The organism is Pseudooceanicola spongiae (assembly GCF_014899185.1).
Lineage (GTDB): Bacteria > Pseudomonadota > Alphaproteobacteria > Rhodobacterales > Rhodobacteraceae > Pseudooceanicola > Pseudooceanicola spongiae.
On record NZ_CP045201.1, the window covers coordinates 2,041,531 to 2,067,296 of the forward strand.

At 65.6% G+C, this 25,766-nt stretch carries 28 protein-coding genes and 1 riboswitch; of the genes, 7 read left to right on the top strand and 21 right to left on the bottom strand.

The window, feature by feature from the left end:
• Window positions 1-18 precede the first annotated feature (18 nt).
• The 12 genes from ureG to metZ all read right to left on the bottom strand — a co-directional run bounded on the left by ureG (window position 19) and on the right by metZ (window position 9,865).
• Complete coding sequence (gene ureG / locus F3W81_RS09615; RefSeq protein WP_193083363.1) at window positions 19-642, bottom strand: urease accessory protein UreG; 624 nt, start codon at window positions 640-642, stop codon at window positions 19-21.
• A 17-nt stretch (window positions 643-659) separates the two neighbouring features.
• On the bottom strand, window positions 660-1,391 hold the full coding sequence (locus F3W81_RS09620; protein WP_319022311.1) for an urease accessory protein UreF: 732 nt from the start codon (window positions 1,389-1,391) through the stop codon (window positions 660-662).
• Complete coding sequence (locus tag F3W81_RS09625) at window positions 1,291-1,905, bottom strand: urease accessory protein UreE (RefSeq protein WP_193083364.1); 615 nt, start codon at window positions 1,903-1,905, stop codon at window positions 1,291-1,293. Before F3W81_RS09625 ends, F3W81_RS09620 begins: the two co-directional genes overlap by 101 nt.
• A 46-nt stretch (window positions 1,906-1,951) precedes the next feature.
• A complete protein-coding gene (locus F3W81_RS09630) occupies window positions 1,952-2,179 on the bottom strand; it encodes a hypothetical protein (RefSeq protein ID WP_193083365.1) in 228 nt (75 codons plus the stop codon).
• 203 nt (window positions 2,180-2,382) lie between these two features.
• The gene (locus tag F3W81_RS09635) at window positions 2,383-3,006 is read right to left on the bottom strand and encodes a hypothetical protein (RefSeq protein ID WP_193083366.1); all 624 of its coding nucleotides are present in this window, start codon (window positions 3,004-3,006) and stop codon (window positions 2,383-2,385) included.
• Between the two features lie 6 nt (window positions 3,007-3,012).
• Window positions 3,013-4,761, bottom strand: a complete 1,749-nt coding sequence (ureC, locus tag F3W81_RS09640; protein WP_193083367.1) for an urease subunit alpha — start codon at window positions 4,759-4,761, stop codon at window positions 3,013-3,015.
• Between the two features lie 111 nt (window positions 4,762-4,872).
• Window positions 4,873-5,610 carry a hypothetical protein gene (locus tag F3W81_RS09645; RefSeq protein ID WP_193083368.1) on the bottom strand — a complete coding sequence of 246 codons (738 nt, stop codon included), beginning with the start codon at window positions 5,608-5,610 and terminating at the stop codon, window positions 4,873-4,875.
• A 54-nt stretch (window positions 5,611-5,664) separates the two neighbouring features.
• A complete protein-coding gene (locus tag F3W81_RS09650) occupies window positions 5,665-5,970 on the bottom strand; it encodes an urease subunit beta (RefSeq protein WP_193083369.1) in 306 nt (101 codons plus the stop codon).
• A 134-nt stretch (window positions 5,971-6,104) separates the two neighbouring features.
• Window positions 6,105-6,407: an urease subunit gamma gene (locus F3W81_RS09655; RefSeq protein WP_193083370.1), complete on the bottom strand. Its 303-nt coding sequence runs from the start codon at window positions 6,405-6,407 to the stop codon at window positions 6,105-6,107.
• Window position 6,408: 1 nt separating this feature from the next.
• The gene (locus tag F3W81_RS09660) at window positions 6,409-7,200 is read right to left on the bottom strand and encodes an urease accessory protein UreD (protein WP_193083371.1); all 792 of its coding nucleotides are present in this window, start codon (window positions 7,198-7,200) and stop codon (window positions 6,409-6,411) included.
• A 191-nt stretch (window positions 7,201-7,391) separates the two neighbouring features.
• A complete protein-coding gene (gene folE2, locus F3W81_RS09665) occupies window positions 7,392-8,483 on the bottom strand; it encodes a GTP cyclohydrolase FolE2 (RefSeq protein WP_193083372.1) in 1,092 nt (363 codons plus the stop codon).
• Window positions 8,484-8,680: 197 nt separating this feature from the next.
• A complete protein-coding gene (gene metZ / locus F3W81_RS09670) occupies window positions 8,681-9,865 on the bottom strand; it encodes an O-succinylhomoserine sulfhydrylase (protein ID WP_193083373.1) in 1,185 nt (394 codons plus the stop codon).
• A 73-nt stretch (window positions 9,866-9,938) separates the two neighbouring features.
• Window positions 9,939-10,016: riboswitch (SAM riboswitch) on the bottom strand.
• 159 nt (window positions 10,017-10,175) lie between these two features.
• On the opposite strand from metZ, the gene F3W81_RS09675 reads away from it, so the two are divergent.
• Window positions 10,176-11,081, top strand: coding sequence for an alpha/beta hydrolase (locus tag F3W81_RS09675; RefSeq protein WP_193083374.1), 906 nt, complete (start codon window positions 10,176-10,178; stop codon window positions 11,079-11,081).
• 26 nt (window positions 11,082-11,107) lie between these two features.
• Entirely contained in the window at window positions 11,108-11,818 is a 711-nt protein-coding gene (locus F3W81_RS09680) for a glutathione S-transferase N-terminal domain-containing protein (RefSeq protein ID WP_193083375.1), read from the top strand.
• Between the two features lie 57 nt (window positions 11,819-11,875).
• On the opposite strand, the gene F3W81_RS09685 is transcribed toward F3W81_RS09680, so the two are convergent.
• The 5 genes from F3W81_RS09685 to ftsY form a co-directional block, all read right to left on the bottom strand.
• Window positions 11,876-12,451, bottom strand: coding sequence for a nuclear transport factor 2 family protein (locus F3W81_RS09685; protein ID WP_193083376.1), 576 nt, complete (start codon window positions 12,449-12,451; stop codon window positions 11,876-11,878).
• A 109-nt stretch (window positions 12,452-12,560) separates the two neighbouring features.
• Window positions 12,561-13,124, bottom strand: a complete 564-nt coding sequence (locus F3W81_RS09690; RefSeq protein WP_226941934.1) for a MarR family winged helix-turn-helix transcriptional regulator — start codon at window positions 13,122-13,124, stop codon at window positions 12,561-12,563.
• Window positions 13,125-13,355: 231 nt separating this feature from the next.
• On the bottom strand, window positions 13,356-14,015 hold the full coding sequence (locus F3W81_RS09695) for an inner membrane-spanning protein YciB (protein WP_226941935.1): 660 nt from the start codon (window positions 14,013-14,015) through the stop codon (window positions 13,356-13,358).
• 14 nt (window positions 14,016-14,029) lie between these two features.
• Entirely contained in the window at window positions 14,030-14,932 is a 903-nt protein-coding gene (locus F3W81_RS09700; RefSeq protein ID WP_193083378.1) for a DMT family transporter, read from the bottom strand.
• Between the two features lie 158 nt (window positions 14,933-15,090).
• Window positions 15,091-16,491 (bottom strand): signal recognition particle-docking protein FtsY, encoded by a 1,401-nt coding sequence (gene ftsY / locus F3W81_RS09705; RefSeq protein ID WP_193083379.1) that lies wholly within the window; start codon window positions 16,489-16,491, stop codon window positions 15,091-15,093.
• Between the two features lie 179 nt (window positions 16,492-16,670).
• Between ftsY and F3W81_RS09710 the strand changes: the two genes are divergently transcribed.
• Together F3W81_RS09710 and F3W81_RS09715 are read left to right on the top strand one after the other, a co-directional pair.
• A complete protein-coding gene (locus F3W81_RS09710) occupies window positions 16,671-17,732 on the top strand; it encodes an alkane 1-monooxygenase (protein ID WP_193083380.1) in 1,062 nt (353 codons plus the stop codon).
• 38 nt (window positions 17,733-17,770) lie between these two features.
• Window positions 17,771-18,175: a hypothetical protein gene (locus F3W81_RS09715; RefSeq protein ID WP_193083381.1), complete on the top strand. Its 405-nt coding sequence runs from the start codon at window positions 17,771-17,773 to the stop codon at window positions 18,173-18,175.
• 3 nt (window positions 18,176-18,178) lie between these two features.
• Here the strand turns inward: F3W81_RS09715 and xseA are convergent, their stop codons facing one another.
• Entirely contained in the window at window positions 18,179-19,801 is a 1,623-nt protein-coding gene (gene xseA, locus F3W81_RS09720; protein ID WP_193083382.1) for an exodeoxyribonuclease VII large subunit, read from the bottom strand.
• Window positions 19,802-19,995: 194 nt separating this feature from the next.
• Between xseA and purD the strand changes: the two genes are divergently transcribed.
• Window positions 19,996-21,261, top strand: coding sequence for a phosphoribosylamine--glycine ligase (purD, locus tag F3W81_RS09725; protein WP_193083383.1), 1,266 nt, complete (start codon window positions 19,996-19,998; stop codon window positions 21,259-21,261).
• A 143-nt stretch (window positions 21,262-21,404) separates the two neighbouring features.
• The gene (locus tag F3W81_RS09730; RefSeq protein ID WP_193083384.1) at window positions 21,405-22,067 is read left to right on the top strand and encodes a hypothetical protein; all 663 of its coding nucleotides are present in this window, start codon (window positions 21,405-21,407) and stop codon (window positions 22,065-22,067) included.
• Window positions 22,068-22,081: 14 nt separating this feature from the next.
• Here F3W81_RS09730 and F3W81_RS09735 read toward each other — a convergent pair whose 3' ends face one another.
• Both F3W81_RS09735 and F3W81_RS09740 read right to left on the bottom strand, forming a co-directional pair.
• Window positions 22,082-22,876, bottom strand: a complete 795-nt coding sequence (locus tag F3W81_RS09735) for an FG-GAP repeat domain-containing protein (RefSeq protein ID WP_226941936.1) — start codon at window positions 22,874-22,876, stop codon at window positions 22,082-22,084.
• Complete coding sequence (locus F3W81_RS09740) at window positions 22,876-23,199, bottom strand: 2Fe-2S iron-sulfur cluster-binding protein (RefSeq protein WP_193083385.1); 324 nt, start codon at window positions 23,197-23,199, stop codon at window positions 22,876-22,878. Before F3W81_RS09740 ends, F3W81_RS09735 begins: the two co-directional genes overlap by 1 nt.
• A 433-nt stretch (window positions 23,200-23,632) precedes the next feature.
• Between F3W81_RS09740 and F3W81_RS20855 the strand changes: the two genes are divergently transcribed.
• Window positions 23,633-24,025 (top strand): peptidoglycan-binding domain-containing protein, encoded by a 393-nt coding sequence (locus F3W81_RS20855; RefSeq protein ID WP_226941937.1) that lies wholly within the window; start codon window positions 23,633-23,635, stop codon window positions 24,023-24,025.
• A gap of 92 nt (window positions 24,026-24,117) precedes the next feature.
• Here F3W81_RS20855 and F3W81_RS09750 read toward each other — a convergent pair whose 3' ends face one another.
• Window positions 24,118-25,599, bottom strand: coding sequence for a DegQ family serine endoprotease (locus F3W81_RS09750; RefSeq protein WP_193083386.1), 1,482 nt, complete (start codon window positions 25,597-25,599; stop codon window positions 24,118-24,120).
• Between the last annotated feature and the right edge of the window lie 167 nt (window positions 25,600-25,766).

Genomic DNA, 25,766 nt, shown 5'->3' on the forward strand with positions numbered 1-25,766 from the left:
AGCTTGGGTTTGTGCACCTCAGGCGGGGACCGCCAGCCCGCCGATCTGTTCGATCAGGCTGAGGATTTCGGAAATCCCCTCGCCAGTCTTGAGGTTGGTGAAGACGAAGGGACGGCTGCCGCGTTGTGCGCGCGCGTCCCGCTCCATCACCGACAGATCTGCGCCGACGTAGGGCGCGAGGTCGGTCTTGTTGATGACGAGGATATCGGATTTCGTGATCGCGGGGCCGCCCTTGCGCGGGATTTCCTCGCCCGCGGCGACGTCGATGACGTAGATCGCCATATCCACCAGCTCGGGCGAGAAGGTGGCGGAGAGGTTATCGCCACCCGATTCCACCAGAATCAGGTCCAGATCGGGGAAATCGCGGTTCAGCTCGGCGATGGCGGCCAGGTTGATCGAGGCATCCTCGCGGATCGCGGTATGCGGGCAGCCGCCGGTTTCGACGCCGCGAATCCGGTCCGAGGTCAAGGCCTGCATGCGCACCAGCGCCTCGGCATCTTCCTGGGTGTAGATGTCATTGGTGACGACGCCGATGGAGAGATGATCGCGCAGAGCCCGACACAGGGCTGCTGTCAGCGTGGTCTTGCCCGCGCCGACAGGGCCGCCGAGACCGATACGCAGAGGGCCGTGGGGGGAATGCATGGTCGTGTCCTCCGATATCATGAGCGGAAAAGCCGGGTGGTCAGGGCTTCCTGTCGCATCGCTGCAATGTCGGACAATAGCGCACAGCTGCCAAGGGAGTCGAGATCGCCCGGCAGGGCCTCATGCGCCAGCGCTTCGCACAGGGGCTGCAGGCTGAGCTGGATGCGCTGGCCGTCGGTCTGACCCAGCGGCACCAGCCGGATCGCGGCCGAGGTGAGGTTGGCAGCGAAGGCCTGCAGGAACAGGCGCAGCGTCAGCTCAAGCGGCAGATCCATCAGGCGGGCCGCGCGGCCAAGGGGCACCGGGTAGGGCATCGAGGGGATGTCGAGGTCGTGCACCGCAGCGGTGGTCGCAGCAAAGGCCGCGCCCTGCTGCAGCGTCTCGGTGCGGCGCGAGGCCGAGGGGGCCAGCGCCGTGGCAAGCTCGGCAATCTCGGGCAGAGTTTCCGGCGTCGCGTGGTAGGCGGCGGCCAGCAGGATCGCATCGTTGTGCCCTGCCCCGTGGCTGAGGACATCGCGAATCCAGTCCGCAGTGCTGGGGGTGTCGTGGACCCAGCCCTCGGCCACCGCGCCCTCGATCCCGTGGGAATAGGCAAAGGCACCAACGGGATAGCTGGGCGAGAGCCAGCGATGCAGGGTCAGCGCGGGGTCAGTGATCATTGGGGTGGTCAGGATCGTGCGGATGCGCGTGGGTGTGGTCGTGCGGATGCGCGTGCGGGTGCGCGTGATCGTGCTCGTGTGCATGGTCATGAGAATGGCCGTCGCCATGGTTGTGCGCGTGGGGCTGCGCCCCGCCATCGTTCAGGGTATTGCCGTGCTCATGGGCATGGGTGCGCCCATGGCCATAGGCGCCGCCTTCGGGGATGAAGGGCGCTTCAATGGCGTCGATCTGTGCGCCGAGATGGGCGAGCATGGTCGCGATCACCTTGTCCTGACGGATCAGCAGATGGTCGGCAAAGATCTGACAGGGGGTGTGGCGATTTCCGATGTGCCAGGCGAGGCGGGCCAGTTCAGGCCCGCTGACGCGCAACAGCGGCTCGGCGGCGGCGCGGATCCCCACGAGGCGGCCATCTTCAAGCTGAAGGGCATCGCCATCGTCGAGGGATATCGTCTGGGCCAGGTCGGCCACAAGGCGGTCGCCGCCATCCGTGGTCAGGCCCTTGCGCCGGATAAAGCGCGCCTCATAATCCAGTGTCACATGGTCCGCGATGCGGGCCGATGCTGCGATGTCGCTTGCGCGCAGGGCGGTGAGGGCGCGGATCATGCCGCAGCCCTCGGACCATCACCAACGCGGGTCGTCGTTTGTGAGATCAGACGTAGAACAGATCGCGGAAGACGTAGGCCGGGATCTCGTCGCGCTTGATGCCCAGTTTGGCCAGCTCGGCGTCGGATTTGGCGTTCAGACGGGCGATCACTTCGGACCGGCTGCGACGTTCCATATAGGCGACCAGGCCGGTGGAGACGGCGCTGAAGAAGCTGTTCAGTTTGCCGGAAAAGCCGGTGGATTGTGCGGAGATGTTGCTGGTTACGGAAGCCATGTTGTACCTCATTAAGCGTTGGTTGTGGTTTGAACCCTTGCTCAATGAAATAGGTCAGCTCTTGCGCCATGACTACGTTCAATCCTTCATTACCGCCATGCGTTTGCTGCAACGCAGCAGAGACCGGCATAAACGTGTTTGCAACACTTTGGTGATCCGCGCCTTTGGTGTGGCGCGCGGTGGCCGCCCCTGTGGCGCGCACCCTATTGCCCTGCCCGGTCCAGCAGGTCATCGGCGTATCCGATCCGGTCAGACTGAAAGATGACATTCATTTCCCCATCAATATCAGTGGCATAGAGTACAGAAATTCCCAGCTCTGGCAGGTAGTACATGATCGCGTGGCTGATCGGGCCATCCTCGCCCTCGACCCGCACATCGGCGGGAATCGCGGTGTAGGTGCAGGCTCCGATCACCAGCTGGGTCGCCTCGGCGAACGCATAGCTGTGGCGGGCGCTGCTGGTCTCTCCGTTGGCAGAGCGTTTGACCACCGCCGACCAGGTGATGCCCGGCGACGGTTTCGGCAGCTCGGCGAGGCCGCCGGAATAGGTGTAGGAATCCGTGTTGAGCGGCCCATCGAAGAGATCCAGCGAGGTCAGGATATAGAGGCCATGGGCATCGGTTTCCTGATAGGTGACGCGGCCATCCTCCAGCGCGAAAAAGCTGACGATGCCCGGACCGGCGCCGTAGTAGACATCGAGATAGCCGGGCGCGGCACCGGGCGCAGAGAGCGCGATACCACGGATCAGGTCGCCGGACACAGGGCAATCCGCCAGCGCGGCGCTGGCGGACAGGGCAAGCGCCGCACTGGTTAAAACACTACGCAACATACTGGATCAGAACAGGAAATAGCGCTGTGCCATGGGCAGTTCGGTGGCAGGTTCGCAGGTCAGCAGCACGCCGTCGGCGCGCACCTCATAGGTCTCGGGATTGACCTCGATCTTGGGCAGGGCGTCGTTGAGGATCAGATCACGCTTGGTGATGTTGCGGGTGTTCAGCACGGCGACCGTCTGCTTGGCGAGGCCGTAGCGTTCGCGCACCCCCTCTGCCTGAGCCGCCGCCGAGACGAAGACCACGGCGGAGTTTTCCACCGCCCGGCCATAGGCGCCGAACATCGGGCGGGTGTAGACCGGCTGCGGCGTCGGGATCGAGGCGTTGGGATCACCCATCTGCGCCGCGACGATAGAGCCGCCGAGCAGGATCATCTCAGGTTTGACGCCGAAGAAGGCCGGGCTCCACATCACCAGATCGGCGCGCTTGCCCTCAGCGATGGAGCCGATCTGATGGCTGAGACCATGGGCAATCGCCGGGTTGATGGTGTATTTCGCGATATAGCGACGGACGCGGAAGTTGTCGTTGTCGCCGGTCTCTTCCGGCAGACGGCCGCGCTGTTTCTTCATCTTGTCAGCGGTTTGCCAGGTGCGGATCAGCACTTCGCCGACGCGGCCCATGGCCTGACTGTCGGACGCGATGATCGAAAAGGCACCCATGTCGTGCAGGATATCCTCGGCGGCGATCGTCTCACGGCGGATGCGGCTTTCGGCGAAGGCGACGTCCTCGGGGATGGATTTGTCGAGGTGGTGACAGACCATGAGCATATCCAGATGCTCGTCAATCGTGTTGCGGGTGAAGGGGCGCGTGGGGTTGGTGGAGGACGGCAGGACGTGTTCCTCGCCGCAGATCTTGATGATGTCGGGGGCGTGACCGCCGCCTGCGCCCTCGGTATGAAAGGCGTGAATTGTGCGTCCTTTCATGGCCTTGACGGTATTCTCGACAAAGCCGGATTCGTTCAACGTGTCGGTGTGGATCATCACCTGCACGTCGTATTCATCGGCCACGGTGAGGCAGCAGTCGATGGTCGCGGGGGTGGTGCCCCAGTCCTCGTGCAGCTTCAGCGAGCAGGCCCCGGCCCGGATCTGTTCCTCCAACGCGGCAGGGAGCGAGGCGTTGCCCTTGCCCGCAAAGGCGAGGTTCATCGGGAAGGCGTCGGCCGCCTGCATCATGCGTTCCATATGCCACGGGCCGGGGGTGACGGTGGTGGCCAGCGTGCCATGCGCGGGGCCGGTGCCGCCTCCCAGCATGGTCGTCAGACCGGAGTGCAGGGCGTCCTCGATCTGCTGCGGGCAGATGAAGTGGATGTGGCTGTCGAACCCGCCAGCGGTCAGAATTTTCCCTTCGCAGGCAATAACTTCGGTGCCGGGACCGACCACGATGTCGACGCCGGGCTGGGTGTCGGGGTTGCCCGCCTTGCCGATCTTGTGGATGCGCCCGTCACGCAGCCCGACGTCGGCCTTGTAGATGCCGGAGTGGTCGACGATCAGCGCATTGGTGATCACGGTATCGACCGCGCCCTCGGCCCGGGTGCGCTGCGATTGGCCCATGCCGTCACGGATCACCTTGCCACCGCCGAACTTGACCTCCTCGCCATAGAGCGGGCCGTTGCCGCCTCCGCCCAGAGCCGCGCGTTCGGCGGTCAGGTCACGCTCGACCTCGATGATGAGGTCGGTATCGGCGAGGCGCAGGCGGTCGCCGGTGGTGGGGCCGAACATCGCGGCGTAGTCGGCGCGGGAGATCTGGGTGGGCATTCAAGGCTCCTGAGAAGTCATCGGAGGACGTGATTTGGCACGTCGGTATCTGGTCGGTATCGGGGCGGTAACCGGGCGGTGCGAAAAACGACGCGGCAGAGTGGGCGGAGCCTAGGCCTTTGGGTCACTCTCAGGCGCAGGGGCCTTCGGCGGCATTGCGGGCGGCGTGGCAGGCGGGCGCGTCGTCGGCTTGGCGGCCTCGAGTGGTGTTTGGGTGTCGGGGGTGGCTTTAGCCTCGGGGGCCGGTGTGGCTTCGGGCACGGCTTTGAGTTCGGGGGCCGCTGCGGCTTCGGGGGCGGCTTTGGCCTCCGGCGCGGCTTTGGCTTCGACGGTCGGTTGCGGCTCGGCAGGGGCTTTGGCGGCGGCGGCAGGCGTCGGAGCCTGCACCGGGGCTTTGGCGGAAGCAGGCGTTTCAGCCTTGGCCGGGGCTACGGCTTTCGGCTTGGCCGGGGCCTTTGCCTTGGCCGGGGCCTTCGCGGGCGTCTTGGCGGCGGGAGGCGTCTGAACCTCGGGCTGCGTTTCGGCGACGGGTGCGGCTTCGGCTGCCTTGGGCGCGCTGGCGGGTGGCACGGCGCGGGCTGTCGGGGTCGCGCGGGTGCGCGAGGCCGATTTGCGGGTCGCGGGCTTGCGCGTCGCAGGCTGGCGTTTGGCGGGCGCTTTCGGGGCGGCGGGTTCGGCGGGGCTCACCTCGGCGGCGATGCTCTGCGCCACGACCCCGGCCATATCGCGGGGCGCGTTCAGATAAGCCCGCATAAAGCGGAACGGCCAGTCGGCCAGCCGCACTGTGCCAAACATCATCGTCTGCATCAGGGTTGCCTGCCGCATCATCAGCTGTGTCGGGTCCATCATGGTCGTGCTCCGCTATAAGTGGCGTTTCCGGTGTCGTGTCAGGTGATGGGCGCGTTACAGCGCGCCCATCACCTGCTGATTGAAGCCGTAGATCTTTCGGTCGCCGGAGAACGGGATCAGATGCACTTCGCGCCGCTGACCGGGTTCAAAGCGCACCGCCGTGCCCGCCGCGATGTCGAGGCGCATGCCGCGTGTCGCTGTGCGGTCGAAATCGAGGGCAAAGTTCGCCTCGGCAAAGTGGTAGTGGCTGCCGACCTGCACGGGGCGGTCGCCGGTGTTGGCGACCATCACGGTGATCTGGGTCGCGCCCTCATTCAGGGTCAGGGTGCCGGCGGCGGGGAACAGCTCTCCCGGGATCATCTGCGGCGCTCCCACGGCTGGGGCGTGCGCTGAGCGGCACGCACGGGGGTCAGCGCGGGCTGGGGGTGCAGGCCAAGAAGCCTCAGCAGGGTGTCGATAAATCTCATACGCGCGGGCCTCTCATTCAGGGGGACTTAACGGATCGGATTGTGGACGGTGACCAGTTTGGTGCCATCGGGGAACGTCGCCTCGACCTGCACTTCGTGGATCATCTCGGGGATGCCGGACATACACTGTTCAACGGTGATGACCTGCGCACCGGCCTCCATCATCTCGGCCACGGTGCGGCCATCGCGGGCGCCTTCAACCACGGCGTCGGTGATCAGGGCGATCGCCTCGGGGTAGTTGAGCTTGACCCCACGGGCGAGGCGCTTGCGCGCCACCTCGGCAGCCATGGCGATCAGCAGTTTGTCTTTTTCTCTGGGGGTCAGTTGCATGTCAGAGCGTCCAGGTCCTTGGGATGTCTTGGCCGGAGAGCCGGGTGATGGCGGGAATGAGACGCTTGCGCAGCTCGAACCCGTCGGGGGCGGCGATCCGGGCGAAGAGAAGATCGGGGAGGATCAGGCTGGCCCCGCCAAGGGGGCCGAGCAGATCGCGGATGGCGGGCAGCAACGCCTCGGCCTCGGGGGCGGCGAAGATCAGCGCGGCGACGGCGCGGTTGCCACCGGCAACGGCGGGGCGGGCGAGCTTTGCGTCGATATCACCAGAGAGGCGGAAGGTGTCCGCGAAGATCAGCTGGCCGTCGCGGCGGAGGCGCCAGTGGTCGGTCAGCGTGCCGGAGTGGACGTATTCGCCCATGGCGAGGCGACCCGAGATCAGAGGCTCGACCGCCAGAAAACGGGCCCCGGGGGCGAGGTCGACATCAAAGCGGCGCACCACGCGGGCGGCGTCAAACAGGATGGTTTCCTGTGGCAGCCAGTCGAGGCGAGCGCCCTGCCCCACCTTGAGGTGGATGTCGAGGCGGCCGGTTTCCGTGGGCTGGGCGCGGTAGAGGCGTTCAGCCGCCTGCGAGGTCAGCACGAGGGCAGCATCGGGCAGCGCCTCGGCGGAAATCTGGTACTGATCGCCGCCCGTCACGCCGCCGGAGGTGTTGAGGAAGACCGCGTTCAACGCGCCGTGGCGCGAGGCGGGAAACAGAGCCTTGAGGGAACCGGACTGATGCAGATCACGAATGCGCGCACCGGGCCGTGCAGACAGCCGCAGTGTCCCGCGGGCACGGGGTTGGCGCATCGCGAGCGGGCGCAGGTCTTTCGCGTCGGCATTGATGGTGGCGTCCCTCCGTCAGGGGCAGTTTTATCAAGCAGCTGTCGGAGTGTAAGCACAATTCAGAGGCCGCGCCAGAACACGCTGCAAAATGCGCCACCCTGCACGAAAAATGGGCGCCTCCAAGAAGGGACGCCCATCATCGGAAAGGGTCTGGTTCAGCCTGCGTGATGCAGGGTCGAGAAGAACTTGGGGTCGAGGCTGGACGTGCGGAACGTCGGCCCCTGCGTCAGCACCGACACGGCATCGTGGCTGTGCAGGCTTTCCTGATGGCTGGCGGCCACGCGGAAGTCACCGATGCGGACATCATCCTGCAATTGCTCACAGAACAGCCGGGCCGCATCCTCGACGAAGATCGGGTTGGCGGCGTTGAGCTCGGCAAAGGCCTGCTCGTCTTCGCGCTTTACCATGACTTGAGTTTCGGTCGGCACGGCAGCGCGGGCCATGTCGATCAGGTCTTCGAACCACAGGCGTTCTTCGTCCGGCTTGGCCTGCACGGCGATGCGCGCGACCGAGCGTTGCGAATGCGGCGTTGCCAGCTGGTTGCGGGTGCGGCGGGCATGCTCGGAGAGCTCAAGCGAGCAGGGGCAGGTCGAGGAATAGACGTAGTCGAGGTGCATGTAGCGATTGCGCACGCCGCCCTCGTCCACCAGCTCCAGCGCGATGTCGTAATACTGATAGCCCTGCAGACCGGAGCGCAGCGAGGTGATCTTCACCGGGTAGGAAAAGCGCATCATGATGCGGGCGTCGAGGCTTTCGAGGTCGGATTTGTAATCGTTCAGCGCGGATTCGATGACGCTGAAGGAAAAGCATTTTTCGGAGTGGGCATAAAAGCTGCGCATGATGCGCGACATGTTGATGCCCTTCTTGTCTGCCTCAAGGCTGACGGAGCCGGTGACGGAGGTTTCCAGCATCAGCTCGGCGCCGTCGCGGGTGTGAAAGCGGATCGGCAGACGGAAGTTCGAGATGCCGACGTGCTGGATCTGGGCGCGGGCGCCACGGATCAGGCTGGCAGGCCCGTTCTGCAGGTCGGGCAGCGTGTCGCGATAGGCCTCGTCCGACACGAAATCGGTCGGGTAGACATGCGACATCACCGGGTAGTTCGCCTGCCCGGGCAGCAGACGTGCGACAGCGGGATCAAGCGCTGTGATTTCTTCATCGCTGGCCTTGGCGGCCCAATCGCGCAGAAGATCCAAAGCGGCGCGCGCCTCTTCGGTTTCCGGCTTCATCTTGTTCAGGTGGATATTCATACCGCCCCCCATTCGCTGCGTGCCCCTTGGGTCTGCGCAAAAACGCAGCAGACCACCAAAAGTGGCACCCGCTTCATATAGGTGCCACTTGCGTCATTTTTCAATCGCACAATGATTACGCGGCACTATCACGGACGGATCATTAAAGACCGAAACAAATTCGGCACACTCTTCACAGGTCACTGCGGCGCAACGTGTTACGCCTGTTCGAGTGCGGCCAGAACATCTGCGACAATATCTTCGCCATCTTCGATCCCCAGAGAGATTCGCACAAGCCCGGAGGTGATTCCCAAGGCCGCGCGCTGGTCGTCCGTCAGGCTGGAGTGGGTCGTGGTTTCGGGGTGCGTGTAGATCGACTTGGCATCGCCGAGGTTGTTCGACAGCACGCCCACGGTGATCGCGTTGAGGAAGCGGAACGCGGCCTCCTTGCCGCCGGCGAGGTCGATGGAGACGACGGTGCCGCCCTGCCCGTTGGTCTGGCGCTGCACCAGATCGTATTGCGCGTGGCTGGGGTGGCCGGGATAGATCACACGGGCCAGCTTGGCGTGACCCTGCAGGGCCTCGGTCAGGGCAATGGCATTGGCGCTCTGGGCGTTGACGCGCAGCTCGATCGTCTCCATCCCCTTGAGCATCAGCCAGGCGTTGAAGGGCGACAGCGCACCGCCGGAATGCTTGAGGTAGGGCATCAGGGTTTCGCGGATATAGTCTTGCGTGCCGAGGATGATGCCGCCGAGCGCCCGGCCCTGCCCGTCGATGTGTTTCGTGGCGGAATAGACGATGACATCGGCGCCAAGCTCGACCGCTTTGGAATAGACCGGGGTGGCGAAGACGTTGTCGACGATGACCAGCGCACCATGGGCATGGGCGATCTCGGCCACGCCCTTGATGTCGATGACTTCCAGCGTCGGGTTCGACGTGGACTCGAAGAACACCGCGACAGTATCGTCACGCACGGCGGCGCGCCATGCGTCGAGGTCGGTGCCGTCGACCAGCGTGATTTCCACGCCGTAGCGGCCCAGCACCTTTTCCAGGATATAGAGGCAGGAGCCGAACAGCGCCTTGGCAGCGACGACGTGATCGCCGGCCTTGCAGACCGACATCAGGGCTGCGTTGACGGCGGCCATGCCGGAGGCGGTGGCAAAGGCGTCCTCGGTCCCCTCAAGCATCGCCATGCGGTCTTCGAACATGGCGACGGTGGGGTTGCCGTAGCGGGCATAGATGAATTCGTCCGGGCCGGTCTCGCGGAAGCGTTCCTGCGCCTGCTCGGCGGTGTCGTAGACAAAGCCCTGCGTCAGAAAGATCGCTTCGGAGACTTCGTTGTACTGGCTGCGGCGGATGCCGCCGTGAACCAGTTTCGTGCGCGGTTTCCAGTCGTTGCTCATCTCAATCCCTCCGGGCCTGCCCTGCTGCCGGGCGCGGCCCATAAAAAAGCCCCAGACGCGGTCAAGCGAAAGGGGTTTCCTATCCTCGACCTCTTTAGCGGCATGTTTAACGTGGCCCGCAATCCGGTAACAAAGCGCCACGGGCTTCGAATTACTCCTGCCGCCAAACCGGGTCAAGCCATTCTGCGGGGCATGGCCCCGTCACGGTGGTGTCACGCGCCCTTCACGGCCGTTTTGCAAGCCTGAGGCAGGATGCAGAGGCATCTGGCAGCGGGCGTGGACAGCGGAGATGGGCAGCGGGCGTGGTGAAATGGCCTTGATCAGGATGAACGCCTGGGGCGCACAGGTGCGCGAACATGGCACTGAGGCTGCGGCGGACGTGGCGCTGGCGCCCCTTCTCGGGCGCGACGCGCCGGTCATCGTCATGGTGCACGGGTTTCGCTATGCACCGGGGCGGCCGGGACACTGCCCGCATGATCACATCTTTCGCGCACAGGGTGGCGGCCTTGCCGGCACGCCGAGCTGGCCTGAGGCGCTTGGCATCCACGCCACTGGCGCGTCGGGGCTGGCGTTCGGCTGGCAGGCGCGCGGCTCGATCTGGCAGGCCCATGCGGGGGCCGAGGTCGCGGGTGCCGCGCTGGCGCGGGTGCTGCGTACCCTCAAGGCGCGCGATCCGGGGCGCGAGGTGCATGCCATCGGTCACTCATTGGGCGCGCGGGTGATCCTGTCGGCGATGCGCTATCTGCCGGTCGGGGCACTGGCGCGGGTGATCCTGCTGAACGCCGCCGATCACGCCAGCGCGGCGCAAGCGGCGCTGGACAGCCCTGCGGGGCGGCGGGCGCGGCTGCTGCATGTGACCAGCGCCGAGAACAGCGCCTATGATCTGGCGCTGCACGGGCTGGTCGGCAGCCCGCATCCCCACGACGCCATTCTGGGGCGGGTCGATCTGCCCGGGCTGGCGACTCTGCGGCTGAACGATCCGGCGCATCTGAGCGGGCTGGCGACGCTCGGCTATCCTGTCGCGGCACCGGAGCGGCGGGTCTGTCACTGGTCGACCTACCTGCGGCCCGGCACATTCCCGCTCTACCGGGCGCTGATGGGACCACGCGGCGCGGCGCTTCACGCTGAAGTGAGCGCCATGACCCTGCCAAAGCCCATGCCTGCACGCGCGGGCCTGTGGTCGCTGCCCTTGCCTTGGGGGGCCAATCCGTCATGATGCGCCCAGCAAGAGGAGACCGCATCATGGCGACACAGACCAAACCGATCGACCTGTACTACTGGCCCACGCCCAACGGCTGGAAAATCTCCATCGCGCTGGAGGAAATGGGCCTGCCCTACACCGTGCACACCGTCAACATCGGCAAGGGGGAGCAGTTCGAGCCTGACTTCCTGAAGATTTCCCCCAACAACCGGATGCCCGCCATCGTCGACCCCGAGGGGCCGGACGGTGCGCCGATCTCGGTTTTCGAGTCGGGCGCGATCCTGCAATATCTCGCCCGTAAGACCGGCCAGTTCTGCGGCCCGACCGAGCGCGACCGCATCGCGGTGGACGAATGGCTGATGTGGCAGATGGGCGGCCTTGGCCCGATGGCGGGACAGGCGCACCACTTCCTGAAATACGCCCCCGAGATGGATCCGCCGCAGGATCTGCCCTATGCCAAGGACCGCTATCGCAACGAGGTTGGCCGGTTGCACCGCGTGCTCGACAAGCAACTGAGCCAGAACGAATTTGTGGCAGGTGATTTCTTTTCCATCGCGGATATGGCGATCTGGCCCTGGGCCTGCCTCTGGGAAGGTCAGCAGCAGGATATCTCGGACAAGCCGAACCTGCAGCGCTGGCTGGATCTGGTCGCCGCGCGCCCTGCGGTGCAAAAGGGCAAGGATCTGAAATCCGAGCTGCGCGCCAACCAGACCGCCGAGTCGCGCAAGGTGCTGTTCGGCCAGAAAAGCTGAACTATCAATACATGAGTGACTTAGGAGGGGCGGCGTGGGCCGCCCCTTTTGCGTGGATCAGGGCTTCATCAGCACCGAGGCCTTGGGATAGTCGCTGGCAAAGCCATTCGGCAGCGGCGCGACAAAGACGTTTTCGGTCCGGGTGCGGGTGATCTTCCAGCGGCCATCGGCCTGACGCGCGAAGGCGTTGTTCAGGCGGGACGAACGCAGCAGGCCAGTGCCGTCGGAATAGAGCCAGGGCTGCATGTGGACCCACTGCCCCTCAGCGGTATCGCCGGTGACGTAGATCTGCTCGGACGTCAGGTAGTGGCAGTTCAGCACCAGCGCCGGGTCCTTCTTTTCGCCCCAGAACTTCTGGAAATGCGCGCGGATCGCATCCGCCCCTTCCAGCTTGCCGAACTGGCTGGTGTAATATTCCCCGACGCCTTCCCAGGTCGCGTCCTGTGCGTAAAGCTCAAGGATCAGATCAATGCGCGCGGCATCATCCGTGACGCCATATTCGGGCAGCGGGGTGTCGCAAAGGAACATGTAGCGCGCCTGAATGCGGCGGATCTCGGCCTCGGCCTCAAGCACCTCGATCCGGGTGATCAGCGCGGCGATGTCTGCCTGGGTGGCAGCCTGTTGGTCGGTCATGAGAGGTCCTTTCCTGAGCCTGCCACAGCTTAGAGAGCCTCATGACCTTGGGTCAAGCGGTAATATTCACGTAAATCATCCCACAGACGGAATGGCCGAGGGAGCCGGGTCAGATGCGCGAAATCTCGGCAAAGACCTTTTCCATCGTGGCGTTGAGGGCTGACAATTCCTCAGCCGAGACATTCACAAAACTTGCGGCAAGGATCTTGGTCGCCTCGTCGAGGGCACGGGCGCGCAGGGCATCGCCCTTGGCGGTCAGGCAGACCTCGGTCACGCGGCCATCGGTGGCCCGCACGCGGGTGCGCACCAGATCGTCGGCGATCATGCGCTGGACGACCTTGGTGGTGGTGTTCAGGCGCATGGTGGAAAAGTCGGAAATTTCCGAGACCGAGAGGTATTCTTCCTCGTAGAGCGAAATCAGCACGCGCCAGCGCGCCACGTCCAGACCGATGGGCTTGAGCTTGCGCTCCAGCACCTGCACGTAGCGGGCATTGACGCGCGAGATCCAGTAGAACGGCCAGCTGCGCTTCATATGGCTTTGGATGTGCAGGGCCGAGCGGCCCATGTCTGCGTGCAGATCACCGGAGTGCTGGGCACCGTTGGCTCCGGGCTGATCCATGGCGGCGTCAGGCTCGGCTCGGTCAGTCGCGGTGGAGTCAGGCTGAAATGTCATCTCATCACCTTGCTGTGGCGCGTCGCGTGCCAGCGTGCGGAGCACAGCCGTCGGCGTTTTTGCGCCCCTGTTCAAGAGCGGCGCACGAAAAAGACGCGCATTAGCGACAGGTCGACGACAGGTTGTGTCGCAGGCGCTACAGCCCGCTGAAACGACAGGCAAATTTGCGCGACCCGAACGCAAAGGGGGCGCCCTGAGGCACCCCCTTGGAAAGGATCTGAGCATGCGGGCTCAGTTTGGCTTGTCGTCGTCCTCAATGGCGTAGGCGTTCAGGACCTTGCTCTGCGTCATGAAGAAGACAAAGATCGCCGCCGTCAGGCCGAAGGTCTTGAAATAGACCCAGATATCCGTGGTTTGGGTGCGCCAGATCACCTCGTTCAGCACCGCCAGCGCGAAGAAGAAGGCGCAGAGGCGGCGGGTGATGATCATCCAGCCCTCGTGTTTGAGGGGCATCACGTCACCCATCACCGATTGCAGCCAGCTTTCGCCGCGCAGCAGGCCAAGGCCAAGCGCGCCGCCGAAGATCAGATAGATCAGCGTCGGTTTCATCTTGAAGAAGCGGTCATCGTTCAGCCAGACCGAGAGGCCGCCGAAGACGGTGATCAGCACGGCAGTGACGATCTGCATTTTCGACAGCTTGCCTGTCAGCTTCCACAGGATGCCGGTGCAGATCAGGATCAGCGGAACGAACCCGGCCGTGGCCAGGATGAAGCCGTCATAGTCGCGCCCGTTGAGGGTAAAGCTCTGATCTTTCAGCTTGATATAGGCGATGAAGAACAGGATCACCGGGCCCAGCTCAAGCGCGAGTTTGAGGATCGGGCTGATCTTGCGTGGCTCTGTCGGGGTCTTTGCCGGGGGGGGCGTCTTGTCGACATTGGTCTGCTGGGGCACGTGGCTCTCCTGTGTCATCCGCCCATCTCTACTATCACGGCGCCGAGCGCGATCAATGTCATGAGGGCAATTCGCCGCGGTCCGACGGTTTCTTTCAGCACAAGCCAGCCGATCAGGGCGGCAAAGACGGTCGAGGTTTCGCGCAGGACCGCCGCTTCGCCGACCTTGTCGAGGCGCGTGGCCAGCATGACCGACCCGAAGGAGCCATAGGCCACCAGCGCCCCGAGGAAGCCATTGCGCAACACTTCGGTTGCGGTCGGGCGCAGCGGCAGGCTGGTCCAGCGCCAGGCCAGCAGGGCGGGAAAGTCAAGGTTTGTCAGCAGGAAGAACCACGCCAGAAAGGTGAAGGGGTTCGGCAGGGTGCGGATCGCGAGGGCGTCATAGGTGGTATAAAACGCCACCAGAGCGCCGGTGCCGACCGCGAAGGCCAGCGCCGGGACCAGCGTGTCGCGCGCCACGACGATATGGCGCAGGTTATAGAGCGCGAGGCCGAAGATCCCTGCCAGCAGGGTTGCGACCCCGGCGATCTGGACGGGAGTGAAGGCCTCGCCAAAGATCATCCAGGCGCCGAGGACGGTGAAGGCCGGCGCGGTGCCGCGCACCACCGGGTAGACGACCGTATAGGCACCCCGGGTATAGGCCATGGCCATGCCGACCTTGTAGGCGAAGTGGATCGGCACCGCGCCCAGGACCAGCAGCCACTCGGCGCCCTGCGGGGCGGGCACGAGGAAGAGCACCACCGGGATCGCCATGGCGAACATGAAGACATCCATGATGCCCCGGCTGGTCCAGGGATCAAGCCGCCCCTTTTGCAGCGAGCCGAAGAGCGCATGCAGAAATGCGGCGGAGAGGGCGAGGACCAGCGCCGCCTGATGTCCGGCGGCGGTGCCCTCGATCGAGGTGATCCAGGTGCTCATGCGATCAGGTGCGGCGCGGGTTTGTCGATCCGGTGCATGGCGGCCTCGGGTGGATAGGATGTTTCTTGTCGACCGGGCGGAGGGGCTGTCTGCCCCTCTTGCCCCCGTGCCGGGGGCAATTCACCCCGAGAGTACAGGGCAAGAAGAAGCCCCGTGCCTCAGGCGCCGGTCAGGGCGCGGGCGAAATCTTCGGGATCAAAGGGGGAGAGGTCGTCGATCTGCTCGCCCACGCCGATGGCATGGATCGGCAGGCCGAACTTGTCGGCGAGCGCGACGAGGACGCCACCCTTGGCGGTGCCGTCGAGCTTGGTCATCACCAGACCCGAAACATCGGCGAGCTTGCGGAAGGTCTCGACCTGGCTGAGGGCGTTCTGGCCGGTCGTCGCGTCGAGCACCAGAAGGGTGTTGTGCGGCGCGGAGGGGTCTTTCTTGCGGATGACGCGGACGATCTTGGAGAGTTCCTCCATCAGGTCGGCGCGGTTTTGCAGGCGGCCTGCGGTGTCGATCATCAGCAGATCGACGCCTTCGGCCTCGGCGCGGGTCATGGCGTCGAAGACGAGGCTTGCGGGGTCGGTGCCCGCGCCCGCCTTCAGCACCGGAACGCCGGCGCGCTGGCCCCAGACTTCGAGCTGTTCGACTGCGGCGGCGCGGAAGGTGTCACCAGCGGCGATGATCACCGACTTGCCGGCGGCGCGGAACTGCGAAGCGAGCTTGCCGATGGTCGTGGTCTTGCCCGAGCCGTTGACGCCGACCACCAGAACCACCTGAGGTTTCTTGGGGTAGAGCGGCATGGGCCGGGCGACGGGTTCCATGATGCGGGTGACCTCACGCGCCAGCAGGGTCTTGATTTCGCCCGTCGACAGGCGCTGGCCCATGCGCCCTTCGGCCATGTTGGCGGTGACGCGCAGCGCCGTGTCGACGCCCATGTCGGAGGCGATCAGCAGCTCTTCGAGCCGTTCCAGCATGTCGTCATCAAGGGCGCGGCGCAGGGTGGGCTGTGCGCTCGCCGCCTTGCCGGATTCGGGCTTGCCGGCCTCAGCTTTGCCAGCGTCCGCTTTGCCAGCTTCGCCCCGACCGCCGAAAAACCGCGACATCAGGCCGCCACGCGCCGGGGCGGCGGAGGTGATGCCGGGGGGCAGTTCGGTGGGTGTGCCGGTCGGGATCTCGGTCGGGGCGGGGCGCGGCGCCTCGCGCACCGGGGTCGGGATCATGTCGGGCGCGGGCTGGGGCACCTCGTCCGGGGTGGGGCCGGGCAGGTCCGGTGTCGGGCGCCCCGGTGGCACCGACGGTCTGGGCAGATCGGGGCCGGGTTCGGGCGTGCGCTCGGGCTCCGGCTCCGGCTCGGGGGCCGGGGTTTCCTCGGGCGCGGGCTCTGGCAGGTCAGGCTCCGGTGTTGGCGGGGTTTCCTGCGGCAGATCCGGGGCGGGGCGTTCGGGTTTGTCCGGGGCGGGGACTGCCGGGTCAGCCGTGCCGCCTTCGGTCACGATGGCGTCCAGCCCCTCTTCCAACCTGGAGGAGGATTTGAACAGCCTGTCTTTCAGTTTTGAGAAAAGCGCCATCTGTACCCCGATCATGCCGATTTGAATGCTGTGGCAGAGGTAGTGCCAAAGCCGCCCCTATGGAAGGCCCGGACATGCGATAAGCGCCGCTTGTCTGTGGGATAAGTGGCGTAATGGCCTGTAAAACCCTGTCGTGCTAGCTTTGGGGAATGCCCGTAGCTGCCATGGACCGCCCAGAGATGACAGGTTTCGCAATTGCCACGCTAGGCCCGGTGCCGCTGTTGCTGCTGGCGATGGGGCTGGGTGGCCCCTGGGTCTGGCTGGCGCTGGCGGTGATGGGCGGGCTGATCCCGCTGCTTGATCGGCTGCTGCCCGAGGTCGAGGGCAATGTTGCGCCCAGTGACGGCATGGGCGAGGGGCTGACCATCACGCTTGGGCTGGTGCATCCGGGGCTGGTGGCGCTGGCGCTGGTCTGGCTCTGTGGCCCCGGCGGCGTGCAGGGCTGGTCGGTGCTGCCCGCCGCGCTGGCGCTGGCGCTGTGGTTCGGGCAGGTCAGCCACCCCGGCGCACATGAGCTGATCCACAGACCGCGCCGGTTGTCGCGCCGACTGGGCCGGGGCGTCTACGCCAGCCAGCTGTTCGGTCACCACGCCAGCGCCCATCCCAAGGTGCATCACCGCTGGGTCGCCTCGCCGCACGATCCCAATACCGCGCGGCTGGGCGAGAGCTTCTGGCGCTTCCTGCCCCGCGCCTGGGCGGGGTCCTTCGTGGCCGGCCTGCGGGCTGAGCGGCGCGATCTGCAGCGCGCGTCACGGAAGCGGCGGCACCCCTACCTCGGGGATATGGCCATCGCCCTTGGCCTCTGCGCGCTGGCACTGGCATCGGGCGGGGCACGCGGGCTGCTGATCTATGTCGCAATTTGCGCCATAGCGCAGCTGCAGATCCTGCAATCGGATTACGTTCAGCACTATGGCTTGCTGCGCCAGAGCCGCGCCAATGGCCGGTTGGAGCCTGTCGGCCCACTGCATTCCTGGAACACGCCCCATGCCGCCAGCGCGGCCATGATGCTGAACGCGCCGCGCCACTCGGACCATCACATGCATCCCCAGCGCGGCTATCCCACCCTGCAGCTTGAGCACGCCGATATGCCGGTGCTGCCGCATGGGCTACCGGTGATGGCGACGTTGGCGCTGTTTCCGCGCCGCTGGCGCCGGGTGATGGACGCCCGTGTCGCCGGGTGCCGCTCTGAGCGCACCGCCCCCGGCACGCCGCCGCCCGAAACCCCGCCACAGCGCTTTTGATATTCCCTGTCGCTCTGGCTTCTGACAGGATGCGCCTTATGCGTATCCTCCCCAGCCTCGCCCTGATCGCCAGCCTGATCGCCGCCCCCGTCTGGGCGCAGGATCAGATGAGCGCGCAGGATTTCGACGCCTATTCCAAGGGCAAGACCTTCTACTATGGCTCGCAGGGGCAGCCCTACGGAGTTGAGGAATATTTCAACAATCAAAGGGTGCGCTGGTCCTTCCTGAACGGTCAATGTCAGGAGGGCCGCTGGTACGAGGATCAGGGCGCCATCTGCTTCGTCTATGAGAATACGCCAACCCCGCAGTGCTGGCGCTTTTTCCGCAGCCCCGAGGGCATGACCGCCCAGTTCGAGGGCGAGGACGGCGCGCTGACAGAGCTCTACCAGATGCAGGATGCGCCCGAGGCCATGCAATGCCCCGGACCCGAGGTCGGCGTCTGAACGCTAGAACAGCGAGCCTTGTTCGGGCGGGCTGGGTTTCTTGCGGCTGACAGGTTTCGGCGCCGGCGTCTCTGCCGCTTCGGGAGCCGTGTCCGGCTTCGCCTCTGCGGCCTTCGCTGCGGCGGCCTCTGCCCCCACCGTCAGACGTCCATCGGCAAACTGGATCTCCAGCGTCGCCGCGTCGCACGCGGCCGACAGACGCGGCAGCACACGCCCCTCGCCGTCACGCACCACGGCATAGCCACGCTCCAGCGTCGCCTCATACCCGACAGACAGGCGCAGGCGATCCAGCGCCTCAAGCCGGTCGCGCCGCTTGCGCAGCCCCGCCTCGGCGACCTGAGCGAATTTGCGCAGCTCGCGCTGAAAATCGCCGGACTGGCGCAGCAGCTCGCGCTGGATCGGCGCAACGGACAGCCGGTCGGTGCGCCGCCCCAGTGCTTCGGTCTTGGCGCTGACCATACGCCGCAAAGCCGGGTCGAGCCGCCCCGAGAGCGCCTCGAATCGCCGCCGGTCATCACTCAGACGCCGGGTCAGGATGCCAGGGCGCAACGACCCCGCCTGCTCGCTCAGCTTGACACGACTGCGCTGCGCCAGCCCGGTCAGAGCACGCGGCAACCGCTCGCCCCAGATGTCCAGGCTCTGGCGCGCCCGCTCGGTCAATGTCTGCGGCCGTGGCAGAGCCCGCCCCAGATCGCGCAGCCGCTGTGCGCGCATCTGCACCGCCTGCGTTTCGGCCCGCAGCAACCGCCCGCCCTGCTCATTGACCCAGATCATCAGCTCGGCCCGCACCGGCACCGCCAATTCAGCCGCAGCGGTTGGCGTCGGCGCACGCCGGTCACTGACGAAATCGATCAGCGTGGTGTCCGTCTCGTGGCCCACGGCGGAAATCAGCGGAATGGCACTCGCCGCCGCCGCCCGCGCCACGCTCTCCTCGTTGAAGCCCCAGAGATCCTCGATCGAACCACCGCCCCGCGCCACGATCAGCAGATCCGGCCTCGGCAAAGCCCCCCCCGGCTGCAAGCGATTGAACCCCTCGATCGCCCGCGTCACCTCCGGCGCACAGGCCTTGCCCTGCACCGCCACCGGCCAGATCAGCACCTTGCGCGGAAACCGGTCGCGCAACCGGTGCAGAATATCGCGGATCACGGCCCCCGAGGGCGAGGTGATCACCCCGATGACCTCCGGCAGAAACGGCAAAGGCCGCTTGCGCTCGGGCGCGAACAGCCCCTCTGCAGCCAGCAACGCCTTGCGCTTCTCCAGCATCGCCATCAGGGCGCCCATGCCGGCAGGCTTCAGATCCTCAATGACCAGCTGATACTTCGACTGCCCCGGAAAGGTGGTGATCCGCCCCACGGCAATCACTTCCAACCCCTCCTCGGGCCGGGTCTCCAGACGTCCGGCAACGCCCTTCCAGATCACCCCGGAAATCACCGCGCTGTCGTCTTTCAGATCCAGATAGACATGCCCCGAGCGTGGAAAGCTGACCCGACCGATCTCACCGCGAATCCGCACATGGCTGAATTCACCCTCGATCACCCGCTTGATCGCGCCCGACAGCTCTGACACCGAAAACTCCGGCGCATTGTCCGGCCCGCCGCCCGGCACATCCTCTTCAAACAGGTCCACGATCCACCTCGTCAGTTTGCCCCAACATACCACCCCTGACGCCAGCCTCCACCCCCGGCTCTTTCATCTTGCCCGAAATACTTCGGGGGAACGCCGCAAGGCGTGGGGGCAGAGCCCCCCTGAAGACCTGCCTCACCGCTTGCCCCCACGTCGCCACCTCGCTAAACCCGCCTCAAACACGTCAGGGAGACGCCATGAACATCCTTATTCTGGGCGGCGGCGGCCGCGAACATGCCCTGGCCTGGGCCGTCATGCAAAACCCCAAATGCGACCGGCTGATCGTCGCTCCGGGCAATGCGGGCATTGCGGCGATCGCCGATTGCGCTGACCTCGACATCCTCGATGGGCCCGCCGTGGTAGCCTTTGCCGAAAGTCAGACCATCGACTTTGTCATCATCGGCCCCGAAGCACCCCTGGCCGCCGGGGTCGCCGACGCCCTGCGTGCCGCTGGTATCCTCACCTTCGGCCCCAGCCAGGCCGCCGCCCAGCTCGAGGCCTCCAAGGGCTTCACCAAGGCGATCTGCGACGCCGCTGGCGCCCCGACCGCCGCCTATGGCCGGTTCGACAACGCCGACGCGGCCCGCGCCTACGTCCGTGAACAGGGCGCGCCCATCGTCATCAAGGCCGACGGCCTCGCCGCGGGCAAGGGCGTCATCGTCGCCATGGACCTCGACACGGCGCTCGCGGCCATCGACGACATGTTCAGCGGCGAATTCGGTGCCGCCGGGGCCGAGGTCGTGATCGAGGAGTTCATGGAGGGCGAGGAAGCCTCCTATTTCATCCTCTGCGATGGGCTCGATGCCCTGCCCATCGGCACCGCACAGGATCACAAGCGCGCCTTTGACGGCGACGAAGGCCCCAACACCGGTGGCATGGGGGCCTATTCCCCCGCCCCGGTCCTGACCGACGCCATCGCCGAGCGCGCCATGCGGGAAATCATCCACCCCACTCTGGCCGAGATGGTCAAGCGCGGCACCCCCTATCAGGGCGTGCTCTATGCCGGGTTCATGATCAAGGACGGGCAGGCCCGGCTGGTCGAATACAACTGCCGCTTCGGCGATCCCGAAACCCAGGTGCTGATGATGCGTCTCGGAGGTCAGGCGCTCGATCTGCTGCAGGCCGCTGCCGAAGGCCGTCTGGCTGAGGCGCGCGTCAACTGGGCCGACGATCACGCGATGACGGTGGTGATGGCCGCCAATGGCTATCCCGGTGCCTACGAGAAGGGTACCGAGATCCGTGGCCTCTCGGCCCTGCCCGAAACCAACAGCCAGATGTGCTTTCACGCCGGCACCGTTCTGGACGGCAGGCGCATCCTGGCCAACGGCGGGCGCGTGCTGAACCTGACCGCGCGCGGCGCAACCCTGCAAGAAGCCCGCGACCGTGCCTATGCGATGGCCGCCGATATCGACTGGCCCGAAGGCTTCCTGCGCAGTGACATCGGCTGGCGCATCCTGTCCTGATCCACCGCCCGCTCTGGCGTCCTTTGGGCGCCGGGCGAGCGCAGTGAGACCCGGCAGAGCGGCATTCTGCGCAGCACACAAGCACAGCCCAGCACAACCGAGGCGAGAAATCCGCCGTCGCCGCGCACCTGTGACAAGTTTGCTTGCACGAAAATGACTTTCGCGTAACGTTCGGCGGCATGACCTGCGCCGCGCCGCCCGAAGAGTTGACCTATACCGTCCGCCCTGCGTTGCTGCGCCGCGGTCAGGAATGGCGGCTGCGCGCAAACCAGCTCAGCGGTCCGCAGGGCGGCCTCGACCTCGCCACGGTGCGAGAGGCCGCGCTGATCCAGATGCGCATTGCCGGGGTGCGCATCATCCGGCTCGATCTTGTCGGCCCCCAGACCTCGGCACGCATTCAGCTGACCACCTCGGTGGCGCCGCACCCGGTGGATGCGGCGCAGCAGAGCTATCTGACGCTGATCTCGGAGATCGGCACGCGCCTCTCGGTCGCAGTGCCCGAACTGACCTACCGGATGGAGGCCTCTCGTCGGGTGCGACTGATGACGTTTGTGCTGGGCGCGCTGGTCGTGCTGGGCGGCATAGGCCTCACCGGCCTCGCCTTCCTGACCTATGTCGATCACTGGCCCAGCCTGCTGGCCTCGCTGCCGTTGCTGGTGGTGATGAAACTGTTTGGCGCGGTGCTGATGTATCGGTCCTGGCCCCTGCGCCGGTCCGAGACCTTTGCCATTGCCACCCTGCCCTTCATCCTGTGGACCATGGGCGGGCCACGCCCCGAAATCATCCCCCCCGATCCGACGGCCTGAAGCGCCGACCGAGATCAGCAGCGCATCGCGGCCGTCAGGCTCTCGGGTCCGGCATAGGGCCCAAGGCGCTGCCGCGTCACCCTGCCACCCGGCAAAAGCTGCAGCGCCAGCACGTCCTGCCATGCGCCATCCGCGACAATCATGCGCGGCGCGGCGCCCGGGCACTCTGCGATGCCGCCGGCGATCCTGGGCCAGCCGATCTGGTGATTGCTGACGTCCGGCGCCTCGGCCACCTCGTGCAACCTGCCGTGCTGATAGCGCCAGATGCGCAGGGTTCTGGCCAGATGCGGGCGGTCGACATAGGCGATCTCGATCGCGCCATCGCCGTCCAGATCCGCCGCCCCGACCGGCGCGAGCCAGCGGTAGGCCTGCCCGATGTGCGGCGTTGCAGTGATCCGCCCCGCTGCCCCCCAGACCGACAGACGCGCGCCGCGGCTCAGGCTGCTCTCGACGACGATGACCTCTGGCGCGCCGTCGTGATCCAGATCCACAAGCCGTGGCGCGGAATCCTCAAAAACCAGGGAGCGGGGCAGGCTGTAGTGCAGGACGCGCCCATCCGAGAGGCGCAGCGCCAGAGCACCGTATTCGATCTTGTCCCCCAGAACGCCGTGGGGATAGCGGTCCGTCGGATCCGCGAACTGCGCCGACAGGATAACCGGATCCGCCGGCTCTTGCGCGGCCAGCCCCGGCGCGCCGCCTGCCAGAGGCACCAGCCACAGGCACACCATCTGCACCGCGCGGCGGGCGGGGCAGCGCCAGAAGCGCGCGGCCAGACGCCGCGCCTCCCCGGGCTGCCTCGCCTCTGTCATCAGATCTGCTTTTCGGGCATCTGCACGACCAGCCCGTCAAGCGCATCGGTGACCTTCAGCTGACAGGTCAGACGCGAGCGCACGGGATCGGGCGCATAGGCGAAGTCGAGCATGTCTTCTTCCATGTCGTCTTTGGCGGGCAGTTTCTCGACCCAGTCCGGTGCGACGTAGACGTGGCAGGTCGAGCAGGCGCAGGCGCCGCCGCAATCGGCCTCGATCCCGGGGATGCCATTGTCGCGGGCGCCTTCCATGACGGTCAACCCGGTGGGCACCTCAACCACATGTTCAGTGCCACTGTGTTCGATATAGGTAATCTTGGCCATACCTGCCCCATTTTGCTGAATTTGCTTCGCCCCTACCTAGCGGCGCGCCCTGCCCCCTTCCAGCCCCTTTTGCACCCCAAGCCTGCAGAGCACGCACACAAGTCTGCGAAATCCGCCATCTGGTGCAGCGTCGCCCCGTCCGGGTCGGGATCGCGGAGCCCCCGCGGCCTGCCCCCTACCCCTTGCGCCGCATCCCTGCCGTACCGAAGTGCCCCTCCGCCTCTGCATCGCCCGGCCAGAGGGCACGCAGGCGCCCCGCCCCACCCGGATCGCAGGACGGAGAGACCTTCCACGCGCGCCGCGAACCCATTAGCATCGCACCGACCACCCGGCACAGGCCCAGTCACAGGCGCAGGAGGATGCCACGATCACACCGCTCAACATCATCGCCCTGCTCAGTACAGCTCTGTTGCTCAGCGCCTGCGCGCCTGACTTGCCCGTCTTCCCCGCGCTCGGCCCCCCGGAGGTCACGAGCCTGCGCGATACGGCGCCCGGCAGCGCCGACCCGAAGACCTGCTGGAGCCACGACACCGTCGCCGCCAGTGCCACCGCTACGCTTTTCCGTGCCAGCCACCAGCACGATGCCCCCCATGTCTACTGGTTTCGCGCCCCCTGTCCCGAGCAGATGACGCCCGCGCGCATTGCCTCGCTGCAGCGCGCACTTGCGGCACGCGGGCTCTATGCCGGGTCGATTTCAGGCCAGATGAACTCGGCGACGCAGGACGCCGTGCAAGCCTATCAGGCCCCGCTCGGCCTCGACAGTCGCCAGCTCTCGCTGGCAGCGGCGCGGCAGATGGGGCTGATCGATATCGGGCTGGAGGATTAGACCAACCCTGCAATCCCATGCACAGCCGCCACATGCAAAAAGGGCGCCCCGAGGGCGCCCTTTTCCAATCATTGCGCCTTTGGCGCGTCAGATCATTTGCTTTCTTCAGCGTCCAGCGGCAGCGCCACAAAGCGCGGGTCGCCCTGACGACGGATCAGCAGCAGGACCGACTTGCGTCCGGCGTCCTTGGCCGCGGTGATCTGGGTCTGCAGCTCGGCAATGGTCGAGACCTTTTCCTGACCTGCGTCGGTGATCAGATCGCCAGCGCGGATGCCCTTTTCAAAGGCGTTGGCCATTTCGTCGACATCGGTGACGACAAGACCCGTCGCATCATCGCCCAGCTCAAGCTGGGTTTTCAGCTCCGGTGTCAGCTCGCTCAGCGACATGCCCATCAGATCAAGGGTTTCGGCCTCGGCGGGCTGATCCTGAACCTGAGCGGCAGGCACCGCTTCGGAGTCTTCACGACGGCCCAGCGTGACTTTCAGCGTCTCGGTGTTCGTGCCGCGCAGAACGGTGACACGCACAGTCTTGCCGACGGTCGTATTGCCGACCTGACGCACCAGGCTGCGGGTGTCGCTGACGTCCTTGCCATCGAAGTTGACGATCACGTCACCAGCGGCCAGACCGGAATCCTTGGCAGGGCCATCCGGCACGTCGGTGATCATCGCGCCCTTGGCTTCTTTCAGGCCCATGGCATCGGCCATGTCCGGCGTGACGTCCTGGATGCGCACACCCAACCAGCCGCGACGGGTTTCGCCGAACTCTTTCAGCTGGTCGACAACCTTGGAGACCACGTTCGACGCCATCGAGAAGCCGATCCCGATCGAGCCACCGTTGGGCGACAGGATCGCGGTGTTCACGCCGATGACTTCGCCGTCCATGTTGAACAGCGGGCCACCAGAGTTGCCGCGGTTGATCGCCGCATCGGTCTGGATGTAATCGTCATAGGTGCCGCTGAGGGCACGGTTGCGGGCAGAGACGATCCCGGCAGATACCGAGAAGCCCTGACCCAGCGGGTTGCCCATGGCGACGACCCACTGGCCAACGCGGGCATTGTCGCTGTTGCCGAAGGTGACGAAGGGCAGCGGCTTGTCGGTCTGCACCTTGAGCAGCGCGATGTCTGTGTTCGGGTCGGTGCCGATCAGCTTGGCATCCATCACTTCGCCATCAAAAAACTCGATCTGAATTTCATCGGCGTTTTCAATGACGTGGTTGTTGGTAACGATATAGCCGTCCTCGGAAATCACGAAGCCGGAGCCGAGCGCCTGACTGCGACGCGGGCGGGCCTGATCACCGGTGCCTCCGTTGCGGTCCTGGAACTCGCGGAAGAAATCTTCAAACGGCGAGCCTTCGGGCACCACCGGCGAGGGGCCGGCGCGTTCGGTGACTGTCATGGATGTGGTGATGTTCACAACCGAGGGGCTGATCTTATCGGCGAGATCCGCGAAACTGTCGGGGAGTGCGCTTGCCGAAAGGGTTTGGCCCAGCAGCAGGACCATCGCGAGTGCGCCCATGTACAAGGCGCGCAACGCTTGCGGCGTCTGGGATCGCAAGGCCAATGCCTGTCTGTTCATTCCCAAGTCTCCTTTCAATTGAATTTTCAAGTTTCATACCCAAAGCGGCGGGCAGAACATGTCGTTGTTTCTAACCTAGGTGTATCGCACCGCAACACAAAGCCTATCGCGACCCGTCAACACGGCGTGAAACCCCTGTGAGAGGATTTTCGCCACCCGACACCCGA